Source organism: Planctomicrobium mucosum, assembly GCF_051466335.1.
Classification (GTDB): domain Bacteria; phylum Planctomycetota; class Planctomycetia; order Planctomycetales; family Planctomycetaceae; genus Planctomicrobium.
The window spans coordinates 4069316-4086012 of record NZ_CP195793.1; the positions used below are offsets into that span (position 1 = coordinate 4069316).

Consider the following 16697-nt stretch of genomic DNA (forward strand, 5'->3'; position numbering starts at 1 on the left):
CTGTTCATGGAGGAACCGACATGGCTGGCCAATTGCTCAGTGATGATTTGTGGAACGAGATCGAATCGTTCTTCCCAACCTACGAGTTCTCTCCCAAAGGGGGCCGACCTCCTGCGGAGAACCGCACCGTCTTCACCTGCGTTCTGTTTGTGCTCAAGACTGGGATCGCCTGGGAAGACCTGCCACTGGAGCTGGGCTGTTCTTACAAGACCTGCTACCGGCGGCTTCGCCAATGGATCGATCTGGGAGTCCTGCAAGACATTCATCGCCACCTCCTCACGCAGCTCAACGCCGCTGGTCGCCTAGAACTGGCCGACGTGCTCATCGATGCTGGGTTGATTAAGTCCCCGCTGGGAGGACAAAAATCGGCCCGAATCCGACAGACCGCGGCCGCTGCGGCAGCAAGTCGCACCTGATGACCACTCACAACGGGATTCCATTGGCCAACACGCTCACTGCTGCCAATGTCCCTGATCTGAGACAACTTCTCCCGCTGGTGTTTCTGAAGTTTCCCAAGATTGGTGGCAAGCGAGGACGGCCACTGGACCGTCCCCGTAGCGTGATCGCGGACAAGGGCTACGACTGCCAGACCACCCGTGATCTTCTCGCCGTGGCCGGGATTGAAACGCACATCCCCAAGCGCGGAACGCGACAGGCCTCTTCTCTAGGCGGCAGCCGCTGGCCCGTTGAACGGACGATCGCCTGGCTCAAGCAGTTCCGTCGAATCCGGATTCGCTGGGACAGGCGGGAAGAGATCTTTCAGGCGTTTCATGACATCGCTAACTCACTGATCACCTGGCGATTCCTCAACGCCGATTAAGTTTTGTCCGCCGGCTCTAAGCGAAGGCTATACCATCGCACAGGAAGATTTGCAGACGCTTCGCAAATGCATTAAAAACTGAGCCCTCCCGCTCCGGTCTAAATCCGGCAGGGTGGGTGGCGATCTACTTGAAGCCAACAAGGGTGATGTGTGGTTGTTTCATTCGATGGAGTCGTTATCGGCAACGACTACTCTCGAAAGACGCTGGCGAAACTCTGGGGTTACTCCAGCTATCACGCCCTTGCGCGAGGAGTGGTGACACCAGAGGCCGATAATAAAATCATCCTGTTCGTGACCAAAGAGAAACAGGCGTCAAGTGAGCAGTATGCTGACTCGTTGAATGGCAATTTTCTCTTCTGGGAAGGCCCCAATGACCATTTTGCAGAAGGTCGAATGGTCAACGCGACTCAATCAGATGATGAGATCCATTTATTTTATAGGCCGAGGCATCACTCGGAGTTCACCTATCTCGGTGAGTTAAGTGTCCTGGAGTTCAAAGAGTACAAAGACCAGCCGAGTCAATTTGTTTTTAAGTTAGAATCCTACAAGTAATCGGAATTTTCTGACGTTCCATGCCTCCAAAGACTCAATCGCGATTACAAACCGTTCATTGGCGTCTTGTCATCCCGACTGAAGAAAAGGCTCGTTGCAGTAATTTGCAACGAGCCTTTTTTCGTTTGGTAGATCGCCATTCCTAGAGCGACTTTCATAACAGTCTGAAGGTGCTGACGCAGCCAATCCGCTGACCCGGGCGTTGTTGCCGATGAAAACTTTGAACCGCCCACACCCTATCCAGCCATTCAACAAAATCAGCGATATTGCAACCGGCAGTTAGTCGACACCATAGGCGAGAGTCTCGCCAGAATGAATTACTGCTGTTCAAGCTCGTTCTCGTGTACAAACTATGGGTTCGCCTGGACGTTCCAAACTTGACTAGAATTGGATGCGGCGATATGAAAATGGTTCCGTCCATTGTGACTCAGGAGCCGGGCCTTGAAGTTGCTTCGTCTGCTTAATGTGATTGTCGTTTTGGCCTCTTCTGTGGCTTTCGTCGCTGCGGAGGAATTGCCACCCGCAACCGGTCCCCGGATCGATCCTAATGATGTGTTTTCATTGCTGAAAACTCACTGCGTTCGTTGTCATGGGCCGGCAGTGGCAGAAGGAAAGCTGAACCTCGCGATTAAACAAGGAATCAAACGAGGAGGCGAGAACGGCGCAGCGGTTGTTCCCGGGCATCTTGAGGACAGCCTAATCTGGCAGCGAGTGGCCGCTAAAGAAATGCCCCCGGAAGAGCCGCTTTCTGACGAAAATATCGGAATTCTCAAACAGTGGATCTTGGCCTGCGCCCCCGGATTGCCGGAAACAGTATCCGACGAGCCGAATACGGAAGATCACTGGGCGTTTCAGCAACTCCAACCAAGTTCAGTTCCTGAAGTTCGTGATGACACGGCGGTGCGGAATGATCTTGACCGATTCGTGCAGGCTCGACTCGAACCAATGGGGCTAAAAATCGGCAGTGAAGCCCCTCGAGAAACGTTGATCCGCCGCGTGAGTTTCGACTTGACCGGCCTTCCACCTAAGTTGTCAGAAATCGAACAATTTCTAAGCGATCCTGCTGATGACGCTTATGAAAAAATGGTGGAACGCTATCTGAACTCAGAGCGGTATGGAGAACGTTGGGGAAAGTACTGGCTTGATGCTGCTGGGTACGCTGACAGTAATGGTTATTTTGGAAGTGATACCCTGCGTCCGTATTCCTATCGATACAGGGATTATGTCATTCGTTCGCTCAATGCGGACAAGCCGTGGAACCAGTTCATTCGCGAACAGCTAGCCGGGGACGAGTTGGCCGGGTATGTTTCTGGCCAGGAATTCGATCCACAGATGGTCGAACTGCTCGAGGCGACTCATTTTCTGCGAAATAGTCCTGATGGAACAGATTCCAGCGACGGCAACCCCGACGAAGTTCGCGCCGATAAATACGCTGTTCTGGAAGGAACCCTGCAGATCGTTGGAACGTCACTTTTAGGTCTCACGGTCCAATGTGCTCGCTGTCATGACCATAAGTTCGAGCCCTTTACGCAGAAGGATTATTATCAGCTTCAGGCAGTCATCTACCCTGCTCTCAATGTGGATAGCTGGATCACGCCAAGTCAACGCGTGATTGTTTCCGCTACAAAAGACGAGGTCTCAAAATGGCAAGAGCAAAACCAGCTCATCGATAACCAGATCGCAAAAGTCCATCGCGATTATCAACAGTGGGCCAGAGAGCATCGTGAACGAGGAAACATTATTTTTCACGACGCTTTTGATACGGAATCACAGCGAGTTGCTGATCACTGGTCAAACGTAGTTCCTGGAGACGCTCAACCCGCGGGCGACCCTCCAGTTCAGCTGGACCACACGACTTCTCCCGGCGCGAATCTCGCTGACGGGACACTCAGGATTTTGGCCGGAGCAGAAGAAGGAGATCGTGTCCTCTCGACACACGAATCCTTCGACTGGACTCCAGAGGCCACCGGTGACTGGATTCAAGCGACGTTCGATCTTGTTGATGCTGGTACTCCAGCTCCTTACGTCGGATTTTTTATTGCATTGCGGGATTTCAACAACCAGCAGGAACGGACCAACGGGAACCTGCTCATCGACGGGGCGATGTCCGGCCGAACAACAGTTCACACCAATTACCCTGGCACCGTTTCCGTGAATCGCGGTCAGATCGGAAAGAGCAGCTACTCGCCCGGCCGTAACTATGGCGTCCGGATCACCAATATTGGAAATGGCAAGTTTGAGCTATCTCATGTCGTAGATGGCTCGGTCGAACCGGATTCGCTCATCCTCGATGAAAGCGAACTTCCCAATGGCGGTTTTGGGTTCGAGTACTGCTGCGGGAGAAGTTATGTAGTCGATAATGTCTTGGTGGAGACTTCACTGGCGACATCTCCAAAGAGTGACGAAATGCAAGCGATTGAGGAGGAACGCCAAAAACGCCGGCTTCAATTGGATAACGAGATCAAGTTACTGGAGGAGAAACGACCTGGCCCCCTCGAGCAACTTGCGCTCGTTACAGACGGTGGTCGCGAGGCACCACCAGTTCATTTATTAGAACGAGGAAGTTATCAGGCTCGTGGGGAACTGGTGGCAGCGGCTGCTCCATCGATGTTCAGCCGAGACGGAAGTTCAGAGTTATTGGAACCATCGTCGACGGAAAATCGTCAAACCACGGGACGGCGACTCGCTTTCGTCAACTGGTTAATGGCACCTGATTCACGTCCCGCTGGATTGCTGGCTCGGGTAACTGTTAATCGCTGGTGGCAATACCATTTCGGAACTGGACTTGTCGCCACGCCGGATAATCTTGGCTATTCCGGTGCAGCCCCGACGCATCCGGATCTCCTCGAGTACCTCGCTTGGCAACTCGTTGATCGCGAATGGAGCAGCAAGGCGATTCATCGGTTAATTCTTCATTCGGCAACCTATCGACAAGTCAGTCTTCCTTCTCAGCAAAGCTTGGAATCCGATCCACAAAACCAATTTCTATCACGGTTCCCTCTCCGCCGACTCGATGCAGAAGCAATTCGCGATTCGTTACTCGCAGTGAGTGGGAGCCTTGATCTTACAATGTACGGTCCTCCCGCAGGAACCCAGATGAGCAGCGATGGGGATGTCATAGTTGCAGAGCAACCCCAGGGCCAACGCCGAAGTGTTTATTTACGACAGCGCCGAACGGAGGTCGTTGGTGTTTTGGACGCTTTCGATGCTCCTTCAATCGTGTTTAACTGCACCGTTCGAAATCGGACGACAGTCCCGCTTCAGTCGTTGAAACTGATGAATTCTCCTTTCATACGCCAAAGAGCGAGTGAGCTGTCCCGTCAGGTACAAAGTCATCAATTGAGTCAAGACAACACGATTCAACTGCTATTCCGCACTGCACTGGGCAGATCCGCGACCGAACAGGAACTTTCCGCCAGTCTTGAGTTCTTGAAAACGCAACCTGCCAATTACCCCTCGCGTGAAGATGCGGATTCGATCACCTGGGTCGATTTGTGCCAGATGATCCTCGCCAGCAACGCCTTCCTCTACATTGAATAACCGGAAGACCTCAGATGAATCCAGAGCTTCCCTTCGCATACAACCGCCGTGCATTTCTGAACCGATCTTCCGTTGGACTCGGAACACTTGCGCTCGCCCAGCTTCTACAGAATGATGCCAGGGCGGCGATGAGCAAGAGTGCAGGCAGAGGTCCTCATGTTCCACACCATGAACCGTCAGCGGATTCAGTCATTTGCTTGTTCCAACACGGTGGCCCCAGCCAGATGGATCTCTTCGATCCAAAACCTGAACTCAGCCGTCGACACGGACAGCCCTACGAAGGGGATTTGGAGATTCATTTTGTCGGCCAAAAGGGGAACATCTTAGGTTCCCCTTTTCAGTTCGCGCCGCGGGGTGAATCAGGAATTGAACTCAGCGAACTCCTCCCACACACTTCGACCATCGTCGACGAGATGACTCTCGTCCGAAGTGTGACGACAGATTCCGTAGACCACGAATCGGCATTACGACTGATCCACAGTGGAAAATTTCAGGCCGGGTATCCCACTTGGGGAGCGTGGGTCAGCTATGGCCTGGGAACAGTGAATCAAAATCTCCCTGCTTACGTCGTTCTGACGGATCCCGGCGGCATGCCTGTGGACAATGTTCGGAACTGGACCGCCGGCTGGCTACCGGCAGAGTATCAGGGGACCGCCTTTCGTCCGGGCAAATTTCCCGTTCCGAATCTCCAGCCTCCCGCCGATGTCACAGTGGGCGGACAAGCTGGACAACTGAAATTCCTCGAAGAGCTCAATCGATCTCACCTCGAACGTCATCCTGAGAACAACGAGTTAATGGCCCGTATTCAGGATTTCGAAATCGCGGCACGCATGCAGACGACTGTTCCGGAACTTCTCGACATCTCCGATGAAACTGAAGCGACACAGAAGATGTACGGTCTCGACAATCCGGTCACGGCGGAGTATGGCACTCGTTGCCTGATCGCCCGCCGATTGGTCGAGCGGGGCGTGCGTTTCGTCCAACTTTTTCTCGCCGGGCAGCCTTGGGATACGCACAGCAAAAACGCCGAGGAGCTGAAGAAGAACTGTGCACGCACTGACCAGCCCAGTGCGGCTCTCGTTCAGGATCTCAAACAGCGAGGACTTCTTGATCGAACGATTGTATTGTGGGGAGGAGAGTTCGGGAGACTGCCCATCTCACAAGGAACCGATGGACGCGACCATAACCGACATGCAAACTCATTGTGGTTGGCAGGAGGAGGTTTCCAGCAAGGCTACGCCCACGGTCAGACTGATGATTTTGGCTATAAGGCGGTTCACGACGTGGTCAGCGTACACGACCTTCACGCCACACTGCTGCACGCACTCGGTCTGCAACATCACCGGTTGACTTATCCCAATGATGGCCGCTTGAGCAGCCTGACAGATGTGGAAATCACGAAAGCTCGAGTGATTCCGGAATTGCTACGAAGTGTGTAAATGCCTTTGGTTCAATAGGGTGCTGTATCGATTGACTTCAAAGGTTCGGGTGATGACGGCAGCTTGATTTGAAGGATATCGAAAATGTTATCGAAGTCCCCGGCAAGCCGTCAGGGACAATGATATGCACGGGCTCTATTTCACATTGCGTTGCTGTCAGTTTCAAAGTACGAATTGATTCAGGACTTGAAGCTCACAGGCAAATTGAACCTAGTTCCGATTCGGAACCGCATGCGACGGTCGTGGAATTCCAATGAGCAATACAAAGCAAATCCTGGGACTAGTCTTTTTTCTCTTTATCTGCCTGGGAGCAGGTGGGCTTGGCGCCATGGCGATGTCGCCTGCGGACGATGAGTGGTATCGGACGCTCGTCAAGCCGTCCTGGAATCCTCCGGGTTGGATTTTTGGACCAGTTTGGACCACTCTTTATGTCTTCATGGCGATTGCTGCCTGGCTTGTTTGGCGGAGTCGCGGACTTAAGGGAGCGAGCATCCCCCTGACCTTGTTTGTTATTCAGTTGATTTTGAATATTGCATGGTCGTGGATCTTCTTCCGTTTTCATCAACCAGGATGGGCATTCCTTGAACTGATTGTACTCTGGTTGGCAGTCGCAGCGACGGCAGTTGTTTTTTATCGAAACAACAAGACAGCGGGGATACTGTTCTTACCCTACCTCGCGTGGTCAACATTCGCTTCAGTGCTGAACTTCACAATATGGCGATTGAACGCATAGAACCGCGGCAACCAGAAAATCTAAATCGACTTAGAGAGTTGCATCGGAAGAGAATGCACTTCAAGGCGAGTTTTGAAGGGACGTCGTACAGTGCATCAGCTCGCGAGGTCCGTACACAGTCCTGTGCAGGGTACTCAGAATTCACTAGAGCCAGTGATGGACTCTGTAAACTAGCCCCTGTCTCAGCGGTGTGTGGCCGCGAATGGTGGCAAAAACTCATTCAGAGGCTGCGTTTATCGCCGCCTGAACGCCACACTCTCGCGAAAATCGCTCTAGAGCCTGTTATGAACTCTGGACGACGATCGGCGTGTATTTGAGCAGCAGTGCGACCATGGCCACCCAGTGCCATCCGGCCAAGACTTCTGCCAGTCGTTCGTAGTCACGTGCCAGCCTCCGTGATCGTCCTAGCCAGGCAAAGGTCCGCTCCACGACCCACCGACGTGGCAATAATACGAATCCTTTCTTGGCATAAGGGAGTTTCACGACGCGCAGTTCCACTCCCTGCTCAGCGGCAGCCTCTTCCGCGTTCTCGCCAGTATAACCTTGGTCCACATAGGCGACTTCAATGGCCTGATCAGTCGCCTCCTGCACAGCGACACATAAGTCGGAAACCTGGGCTCGCTCCTGTTCATTGGCTGGGGTCACTTTCAAGGCGAGAAGGTGCCCGAGCGTGTCAATGGCCACGTGAACCTTCGAGCCCTTCCGCCGTTTGCCGCCATCGTAACCGGCTCTGGCACCACTCTCGGGAGTGGATTGGATGACTCGCGCATCTAAGATCGTTGCTGAGGGGGGCTCATCGCGTCCCTGAGCCACGCGAGCCACTTCCCGCAGGTCATGAGCGATGTGCTCAAACACGCCAGCCTCCAGCCAACGGCGAGCCTGCTGATAGACCACGGGCCAAGGCGGGAACTCATGGGGCATGAACCGCCACTGCGCCCCGGTGCGTACCAGCCACCGCATGGCATTGAACACGGCTCGAAGGGAGTGAACCCGCTGCGGCGAGTCCTCTTTCACCAGCGCCAAATAGGGGGCTAAAAAGGCCCATTCGTCGTCCGTGACGTCACTGGGGTAAGGCATCCGGGGCTTGCTCATCCACGGAAACTACTTCAAAACCAACACTTAAGTCCATAACAGACTCTAGAGAAATCGTGGCGATTGCTCGCCGCTTCCTTTCAGTCTTGTCGCCCTCTTTGACACGAACCACAACCAACGATTTTCCAGATAAATCGTTGAAAGACCGACGAAACTGAAGGGGCGACTCCACCACAACTTCTCATTGGGAGCGACCGGCATCGCAAGCCATTGCTGGCCATAATGATCCCCACCTTCAAGTTTCATGTCAGAGCTGCACTTGGCACGGAACAGCCGTGCCATCTGGGGGTCAAATAGTCAACAGCGGACCAAACATGTTACTCTACGTCCTCAACAATCGCCCGGAAGTTCGAGGGTGAACAGATCAAACCCGGCAGCGAATGCCGAAGCCAAGAGAGCTGAGGAAGTGCCGGCTTCAGTTGGGCCGAAGAGCTGATGTCCCTTGATCCAATTCAACGACAAAGCCATGGGTTTAACCTGTCGCGCCACGATTCATAGAGGAGAAAAGCAATGATTGACCGGCGTCAGTTCATGGGGGTGCTTCCGGCCAGCGTCGTGGCGCTGACCTCGAACGCTGTGAGTGCAATCGAGTCCAATTCCGGCAAATCAAATGGTGGGGACAATCGTCCTCTCATTTGCAGCCCCCCTGTGATCATGAATCCACGAGAGAGCGGATTCGATGTGAGTATCGCTGTAAGTCGACTCGCAACCGCATGGGTCGAATACGGTTTCTCAGAGGATGATCTTCAATACGTCGCTCGTGCCAGCCATCACGGATTAATTCAAGCCGATGACCGCGTGTTGCATCTTCGCGTCCAGCATCAAGGTGGCCTGCCCAACGACAATCCCATTTTTTACCGGATTGTCGTTCAGGAGCTACAGTATGAAAACGCCTATCGCCTGAGTCGTGGTCAGCCTGAAGAATCCCCAATCTATCGGGTCCAGTTCGCACACGCCAAGACCAGAAAAGTCCGTGTCGTCTCGATCAACGATACTCACGAGAACAAGGAAACGCTGAGAAAACTGCATCAAAGAATTGCGGAGCTCCAACCGGATGTTCTCATCTGGAATGGAGACACCTGCAATGACTTTAATGCGGAGAAGTCAACGGAACAGCTCTTGTTGAACCCGGCACAGGATGTGACCCAAGGATGGGCCAGCGAGCGACCAATCGTCTTCTCCAACGGTAATCATGATGTCCGCGGTCAAAAAGCAAGGGAAGTGCCCAAGTCTTTTGTCGGCTGCCCGGAGTCTGTCGATCTGCCGTACTGTCAGGCCCTGCGGGTCGGGCCGTTAGCGCTGATCACTCTGGACACCGGCGAAGACAAGCCCGATCATCATCCGGTCTTTGCGGGTACAGCAGCATACGAACCTTATCGTGAACAACAGGCCAGATGGCTGCAGACGATCGTTGAACGGCCGGATATCCGAAATGCCCCATTCAAAATTGCCGCTTGTCATATTCCTCTGAGAGGGCTTGAAGGACAGCCCGATGGAACAACGCTGGATGACTTTGCCCGGTTCAGCGGATTTGGCGCGAAACTCTGGTTGCCGACTCTCATCAAATCCGGTTTTCACGCGGTGCTTTCGGGACACACCCACAGCCATCGCGTCGACGAACCCAGCGACGAAGCTCCCATTCATCAGTTCGTCGGAGGGGGGCCCGATCCGGACAAAGCAACCGTGACAATCATTGATGTTCAAGAATTGGATTCAGGCCATGAGATGAACAGTCGCGTCACCAACCTGAATGGCGATGTCTTCCACGAGCACCGCTGGGCAGAAAAACTGGGATGAACCTCGCTGTCCAGTTGATTCAATGCCCCAAGAACGTTGACGAGAAATCGGCGGCGAAAACCGGGCGAATCAGCATTCACTTGCCTTGCTGTGTCCATTGCCAACTGTTCAATCACGCAGGTTCTCTGCTCGCGGAACAAAACACAGGGAGCAGGGATCGCTGCCTCATTGCAGTAGACCTCAAGACATTGGATTCGTGTACACGAAATCGGGTGTCGCGACAAACAGAGAATGCCGCTTGAGACAGCTTTCAACCGCAAGGAAAGTAGTGCGGAGGATCTTAGAAGCTGTTATGGATTCAAGTTGTGGATTTGTTGTGGCTTCCGTGGATGAACAAGCCACGAATGCCTTACCCTAGAGTCTGTTATGGACTTAAGTGTTGGTTTTGAAGTAGTTTCCGTGGATGAGCAAGCCCCGGATGCCTTACCCCAGTGACGTCACGGACGACGAATGGGCCTTTTTAGCCCCCTATTTGGCGCTGGTGAAAGAGGACTCGCCGCAGCGGGTTCACTCCCTTCGAGCCGTGTTCAATGCCATGCGGTGGCTGGTACGCACCGGGGCGCAGTGGCGGTTCATGCCCCATGAGTTCCCGCCTTGGCCCGTGGTCTATCAGCAGGCTCGCCGTTGGCTGGAGGCTGGCGTGTTTGAGCACATCGCTCATGACCTGCGGGAAGTGGCTCGCGTGTCTCAGGGACGCGATGAGCCCCCCTCAGCAACGATCTTAGATGCGCGAGTCATCCAATCCACTCCCGAGAGTGGTGCCAGAGCCGGTTACGATGGCGGCAAACGGCGGAAGGGCTCGAAGGTTCACGTGGCCATTGACACGCTCGGGCACCTTCTCGCCTTGAAAGTGACCCCAGCCAATGAACAGGAGCGAGCCCAGGTTTCCGACTTATGTGTCGCTGTGCAGGAGGCGACTGATCAGGCCATTGAAGTCGCCTATGTGGACCAAGGTTATACTGGCGAGAACGCGGAAGAGGCTGCCGCTGAGCAGGGAGTGGAACTGCGCGTCGTGAAACTCCCTTATGCCAAGAAAGGATTCGTATTATTGCCACGTCGGTGGGTCGTGGAGCGGACCTTTGCCTGGCTAGGACGATCACGGAGGCTGGCACGTGACTACGAACGACTGGCAGAAGTCTTGGCCGGATGGCACTGGGTGGCCATGGTCGCACTGCTGCTCAAATACACGCCGATCGTCGTCCAGAGTTCATAACAGGCTCTAGTGACGTCAGGGATGATGTATGAGCCTTTCTGGCCCCGGATTTGGCGCTGGTCAAAGAGGACTCGCACCAGCGGGTCCACTCTCTTCGAGCGGTTTTTAATGCCATGTGATGGCGAGTACGAACCGGTGCGCAGTGGAGGCTCGTGCCCCATGAGTTCCCACCCTGGCCCGCGGTCTACCAACGAGCGAGGTCGTGGCTGGATGGCACTGGGTGGCGATAGTCGCGTTGCGACTCAAAAACACTCCGCTTGGCGTTCAGAGTTCATAACAGGTCCCAGCCCCTGTCTCAGGGGTGTGTGGCTGCGAATGGTGGCAGAAACTCGTTCAAATGCTGCGTTTATCGCCGACGGAACGCCACTCTCTCGTGAGAGGCGCTCTAGAAGATCCCAATAAAAAACGAGGCGGACTGCATTAAACAATCCGTCTCGTCGAATTCTGCGAATAGAAGCTCCACTTACATGTTGAGGGTGCGACCATCAACTGCCAGAGACGCTTCCTTTAGTGCTTCTGCCAGTGTTGGATGTGCGTGGCAGACGCGTGCGATGTCTTCACTACTTGCACCAAACTCAATCGCGGCCGTTGCTTCAGCGATCAGTTCTCCCGCTTGTGGTCCGATGATGTGAACTCCAAGCACGCGGTCAGTCTCCTTGTGTGCGAGAACTTTGACTTTTCCGTCTGTATGTCCAGCGGCACGAGCTCGGGCGTTCGCTGCAAACGGGAAGGCCCCTTTGCGATAAGGAATTCCTGCTTCCTTCAGCTGATCTTCAGTCTTGCCGACAGTTCCGATTTCTGGCTCGGTGTAGACGACTCCAGGAATTGCGTTGTAGTTCACATGGCCATAGCCAGTGTAGAGGTGCTCGACGCAGGCGACACCTTCTTCTTCAGCTTTGTGAGCGAGCATCGCACCGCCGATGACATCCCCGATAGCGTAAATACCCGGAACAGTTGTCTGGAAGTGTTCGTTCACTTTGACAAAACCGCGTGGGTCGAGTTCGACTCCGAGTTGTTCCAGCCCGAGGTTCGCGGTGTTTGGGTTTCGCCCGACAGCCATGAGCACGCGGTCGCACACGATTGAGTCTTTGCCTTCGACCTGGACTTCACAGCCGTTGGCGCCGGTTTTTACTCCGGTCACTTTTGCACCCAGATGGAATTCAATTCCCTGCTTCTTGAAGATCTTCAGGGCTTCGTTGGCGATTTCGGAATCCATTCCCGGAAGGATTCGGTCGAGATATTCAAGAACAGTGATTTTGGCTCCAAGACGCCGCCAGACTGTTCCGAGTTCAAGCCCGATCACTCCTGCTCCAATCACAACCAGATGGGATGGGACGGCATCGTACTTCAGGGCTTCGGTGCTGCTTCCGACGTACTGACCGTCGAGTTCAATTCCGGGAAGTGTTGAAGGCTGGCTGCCCGTCGCGATTACAATATCAGTTGTGGAGATCGTGGTCGCCTGCTCGCCGCTGATCGACACCTGGCCTTTGCCTGTGATGGTGGCGGCACCATGAAAACGCTTGATTTTGTTCTTCTTCATGAGGCCTTCGACACCGGCAGCGAGTGTGTCGATGACTTTCGACTTGTGCCCCATCATCTTGGTGATGTCGAACTGCACATCACCGACTTTGACTCCTCGATCCTCGAAGCCTTTGACCGATTGCTCGTAGAGGTAGCTTGTTTCCAGCAGCGCCTTGCTTGGGATGCAGCCGACTCGCAAGCAGGTTCCGCCGAGCTGTTTCTCAAGCTCGACGATCGCGACACTTTTTCCGAGTTGTGCCGCTCTGATTGCAGAAATGTATCCCCCAGGACCACCACCAATGACCACCAGATCAAAATCTGCCATGACTATTCGTTTCCAGCCTCAAAGCTTGACTTTTTGCAACACTGACAGGCAATGCGAAAATGAGTGAAGTTCACGCTGTTCTTCATAAACAGTTGTTGTGCGTACTGCCAGAAACTGAACGCGAAATTTTGGAATTCATTCAAAGAGATTTGAAAAAAGATGTGAGAGCAGCAAATCCTGAACGACTTTCATCACTGGTAAATCGAGAAGACTCCTCGGGAACTGACACAGAAGTGATGTCACAAGAATCAAACCGACACCACAAAACATTGCACAATAAATGCGCGTCATTATTTCGTTATGTACAGTCTACAAAAGAGTTGTGAAAAACTGACAACGTCCCGAAAAACTTCGGCACAATTTACGCGTTAAAGAACTTCCAACTAGAACGAATCATCTCGAATACAAAAAGCAACTTTTCAACCTGAGAGAAATCATCATGAGAACCTTCATTGCAGCTGGCGTCGCTTCTCTTGTTTTCTCGCTCTTTAGTTCAATCGCACAGGCTCAGCATTTCTCGGCGCGGCACTTCGATGACCTTGTGTTCGGCGCAAGTCAGGCAGCCCGGGAACTGCGATGGGAACTCCACGATCACTTTGCTGATTCAAGGGATCGCGACCATATTATTGACGACATTCAACACCTGATCGTCGACCTTCAGGAGTTGCAGAATGCGATTTACGCAGGCCGCTCACCACGAATGCTCGATCGTAATCTGGATGCAGCCATGGAGTCCGTCTCCCAGCTTAAGGGGCACTTGTCGGGGTGCGATTTCGCGACCCAACGCCCTGCCCAATATCGAGGTTCAGCAGGCGGCTACCAGTTCGCTCCAGCAACCCGTCACCCCGGTCGAGTGCACGTTGATCATGCCCTGCAGCAACTGGCTGCCATCGAAACTCAACTGAACGAAATGCATGCGGAGTTGATCGTAATAATCAACGCACCTCAAATCCGTCCCGGAACCTGGGCTCCAGGAAAGACACCCGGGCCTCAGCATTCTCATCATGTGAAGCAACCAACTTTTCAGGTTGGGAACGGAAAGGTGACTTTCCAGATCGGTCGATAAGGCGATTGATAGTAATCAGAATTTGAACGGCCGCCTGTATCACGCAGGCGGCCGTTTTGCTGGGCAATCCACTACATAATGCATTTAATCTTCTGCGGTTTTAATGGATTGCTCTGCGTCTGCGCAGCGAACGACAATCATTCCTAGCGAGTCCTGATGGCACCGTCGGGGCCTCGCACTCTTCCGTTTTGATCTTGATTGTATGAGAATTTTCGTTTCAATCTCCCCAACAGTCAGTCTCCGGTCACGAACTCTTCTGAGGGCTAACGAAGAGTGAGGACTCAAACCAATCACGATGAGGTGAAATCCGCTTAACCCGTTCGAGACACGGACTCCATCTGGAGTATTCAAAGAATTAAATTTGATGACAGGGCCAAATTATGAGCTTACTAGAATCGCTCAAAGCTGAGCTTAATGCTGAGTTTGAGAGCACGCGTAGGATTCTCCAAAAAGTTCCAGACAATCTGCTGCAGTGGAGGCCGCATGCCACTTTGAACACAATTGGATGGAACTCCAACCATCTCGCTGAGATTAGCGGATGGGTCCGGCCGACTCTTTCATTGGCCGAATGGGACCTCACCCCACCAACAGGCGAGCCTTATTCGTCGCCACGTCTGCAGTCGATCAAGGAGATTCTCAACCTCTTCGATCGGAATTGCAGGGACGCGTTTCATCTTTTGGACTACATTGACCAACGGGCACTGAGTTCGCGGTGGTCATTGAAGTCCAGCAATCAAATTTTGTTTACGATTCCTCGATCTGCTGTACTGCGTACTTATGTACTGAATCACATGATCCACCATCGTGGGATTCTGTCAGTATATCTTCGCATGAACGAGATCAGTGTTGATGGCCTGTACGGACCGGCAGGACCTGCTCAGGTCAATGAGTAGTGCGTGCGTCTCCAATTTAGGGCTGACTGGACTTGAACGGCCGTTGATGACAGAAGTCAATTTCTGTTTTCAACCGGGGGAGACTTCGTCCCCTCTTGAAATCTCAACCGAGCTTGTCCGGCAGTCTTCGATTGGGGCTACAACGATTCATACAAACCGATCTCGCCAGATGATCACGAACCGACTGAACCCGTCAGTCTTGTTTCGCGTTCGATCCGTTCGGTAAGATGGGGTGCATGTATGATTCGATGTGCAAATCGCGAGATTGTGGAAATTGGATGCATCGACGATGCGAGAAGTGAACCGTTCCATCGGAATTGTTTGTGTCGACGATGAAGGTGCGCTGCTCAAGCAGGTCCTCTTCTCTCACAGTGGTAATTCTGGTCAAGTCGCTGCGCCTCCAGCCAAGAATCAACGATCGGCATTCAGGTATTTGACGGTTGGTAGCTGATGAGTGACTTCGATTACGACTCAGACCTCACCGCCATTTTCTCCGGTACTGAGAGTCCTCGTTACGCCGAACTTCTGGAGTTCATGGACACTCTCAACCCGCTTGTGCGCGAGCCATGCGTCGTGGGTTGCGAAGACGCATTTTTCAGGGTGCTGCGCAGGGAATTGGAAGAGGTTAACATTCATGTGCAGCACTATCAGGGGGTTCTCGTTGCGCAAGGAGATGACCCACACGAGCTGATTTTGTCTGCTCACATCGATCGTCACGGTCTCCTTTGCACCGGACCGAACGAATTTCAATATGCTGCGTTCATCGCTGCGAATCAGGGAGAACTGACTGGCGACTCAGTTTCTGAACAGATGATGTTCAACATTCAGGGGCGATTCTCCGGTCAACGAGTTCAGGCGCATATGCCTTACACCGGAACGTATCTTGGACAGGCAAGCATCACCAACAGCTACGTCTGTCCAGAGCGTCGCAACCTGATTTTCGAGCTCAGCGGCCTCGACTATCTCTCGCCCGGAACACCGATTTCGTTTCTCGATCGAGTCAAAATCAGCGATGGCTTTGTCTCCGCTCAGCTTGATAACGTGCTCTCAGTCGCCATGCTTGTCTACCTCTTTCGGTGCGGCTTTCAAGGGACTGCACTCTTCACCGCCCAGGAAGAAGCTGGGCGAAGCTGGCGGTTCGCACTCGATTGGTTCAAGAGGCAGCAACTGTCGACCCAGCGTCTACTGGTGCTCGACACCAGTCCATTTCCAACGCGTGAAGCGGCAACAGCACAACAACTGGTGCTGCGCCGTAAAGATGCAAACGGTCATTTTGCGAATCAGATCACTGCGGAACTTGAAGAACGGTGCACCCGGCTTGGCATCAGCTTCATTCACAAAGACGCGTATGTGGAGTCCCAGAATGTCGGGCGGATCAAGCCCCTTTCGCTGGGACGAACCGAGCTTGGACGACTCGTCGCTGCGACAGGAGGGTCCATTAATGGAACAACACTGCAGATCCCCACGACCGGCTATCACACTGCTTCGGAAACCGCCTCTCTGGATTCCATCCATGCCGCTCTACGGCTTCTAAAAACCTATTTGAATTGATGGTGGTCACGTATTCTTCATAGCGGAGTCGGGCCGCAATGAATCTGACAAGGACTCCAGATACAAGAAAAGACTGCGATCGATCGAATCGCAGCCTTGGATTTTCTGATAACTCTTCACCCCGTTGTCCTGACCGTTTCCCATTTCAATATGGC

The 16697-nt window shown here is 53.2% G+C and carries 14 protein-coding genes and 1 pseudogene; 12 read left to right on the forward strand and 3 right to left on the reverse strand.

Going from position 1 to position 16697, the window contains the following annotated elements:
- Positions 1-20: 20 nt before the first annotated feature.
- The 6 genes from SH668x_RS16120 (at position 21) to SH668x_RS16145 (ending at position 7084) form a co-directional block, all read left to right on the forward strand.
- The gene (locus SH668x_RS16120; protein ID WP_437185515.1) at positions 21-416 is read left to right on the forward strand and encodes a transposase; all 396 of its coding nucleotides are present in this window, start codon (positions 21-23) and stop codon (positions 414-416) included.
- Positions 416-820, forward strand: coding sequence for a transposase (locus SH668x_RS16125; RefSeq protein ID WP_437185516.1), 405 nt, complete (start codon positions 416-418; stop codon positions 818-820). The genes SH668x_RS16120 and SH668x_RS16125 overlap by 1 nt, the downstream gene beginning before the upstream one ends.
- A 150-nt stretch (positions 821-970) precedes the next feature.
- Positions 971-1372: a DUF3427 domain-containing protein gene (locus SH668x_RS16130; RefSeq protein ID WP_437186093.1), complete on the forward strand. Its 402-nt coding sequence runs from the start codon at positions 971-973 to the stop codon at positions 1370-1372.
- A gap of 441 nt (positions 1373-1813) precedes the next feature.
- A complete protein-coding gene (locus tag SH668x_RS16135) occupies positions 1814-4912 on the forward strand; it encodes a PSD1 and planctomycete cytochrome C domain-containing protein (protein WP_437186094.1) in 3099 nt (1032 codons plus the stop codon).
- Positions 4913-4926: 14 nt separating this feature from the next.
- On the forward strand, positions 4927-6351 hold the full coding sequence (locus SH668x_RS16140; protein ID WP_437186095.1) for a DUF1501 domain-containing protein: 1425 nt from the start codon (positions 4927-4929) through the stop codon (positions 6349-6351).
- Between the two features lie 253 nt (positions 6352-6604).
- Positions 6605-7084 (forward strand): TspO/MBR family protein, encoded by a 480-nt coding sequence (locus SH668x_RS16145; protein WP_437186096.1) that lies wholly within the window; start codon positions 6605-6607, stop codon positions 7082-7084.
- 282 nt (positions 7085-7366) lie between these two features.
- Here SH668x_RS16145 and SH668x_RS16150 read toward each other — a convergent pair whose 3' ends face one another.
- Together SH668x_RS16150 and SH668x_RS16155 are read right to left on the reverse strand one after the other, a co-directional pair.
- Positions 7367-8176: an IS5 family transposase gene (locus SH668x_RS16150; protein WP_437185075.1), complete on the reverse strand. Its 810-nt coding sequence runs from the start codon at positions 8174-8176 to the stop codon at positions 7367-7369.
- Positions 8177-8221: 45 nt separating this feature from the next.
- Complete coding sequence (locus SH668x_RS16155; protein ID WP_437186097.1) at positions 8222-8422, reverse strand: hypothetical protein; 201 nt, start codon at positions 8420-8422, stop codon at positions 8222-8224.
- A gap of 264 nt (positions 8423-8686) precedes the next feature.
- Here SH668x_RS16155 and SH668x_RS16160 point away from each other — a divergent pair, with 264 nt between their 5' ends.
- The 3 genes and pseudogenes from SH668x_RS16160 to SH668x_RS16170 form a co-directional block, all read left to right on the forward strand.
- A complete protein-coding gene (locus tag SH668x_RS16160) occupies positions 8687-9973 on the forward strand; it encodes a metallophosphoesterase family protein (protein WP_437186098.1) in 1287 nt (428 codons plus the stop codon).
- A gap of 403 nt (positions 9974-10376) precedes the next feature.
- The gene (locus SH668x_RS16165) at positions 10377-11186 is read left to right on the forward strand and encodes an IS5 family transposase (RefSeq protein ID WP_437186080.1); all 810 of its coding nucleotides are present in this window, start codon (positions 10377-10379) and stop codon (positions 11184-11186) included.
- Between the two features lie 131 nt (positions 11187-11317).
- Positions 11318-11416 (forward strand): annotated as a pseudogene (locus SH668x_RS16170) (IS5/IS1182 family transposase); the annotation flags it as partial.
- 233 nt (positions 11417-11649) lie between these two features.
- Here SH668x_RS16170 and lpdA read toward each other — a convergent pair.
- A complete protein-coding gene (gene lpdA, locus SH668x_RS16175) occupies positions 11650-13032 on the reverse strand; it encodes a dihydrolipoyl dehydrogenase (protein WP_437186099.1) in 1383 nt (460 codons plus the stop codon).
- Between the two features lie 439 nt (positions 13033-13471).
- Between lpdA and SH668x_RS16180 the strand changes: the two genes are divergently transcribed.
- The 3 genes from SH668x_RS16180 to SH668x_RS16190 all read left to right on the forward strand — a co-directional run bounded on the left by SH668x_RS16180 (position 13472) and on the right by SH668x_RS16190 (position 16542).
- Positions 13472-14098: a hypothetical protein gene (locus SH668x_RS16180; protein ID WP_437186100.1), complete on the forward strand. Its 627-nt coding sequence runs from the start codon at positions 13472-13474 to the stop codon at positions 14096-14098.
- A gap of 380 nt (positions 14099-14478) precedes the next feature.
- Entirely contained in the window at positions 14479-14991 is a 513-nt protein-coding gene (locus SH668x_RS16185; RefSeq protein ID WP_437186101.1) for a DinB family protein, read from the forward strand.
- A gap of 534 nt (positions 14992-15525) precedes the next feature.
- Positions 15526-16542: a peptidase M42 gene (locus SH668x_RS16190; RefSeq protein WP_437188571.1), complete on the forward strand. Its 1017-nt coding sequence runs from the start codon at positions 15526-15528 to the stop codon at positions 16540-16542.
- Positions 16543-16697 lie beyond the last annotated feature (155 nt).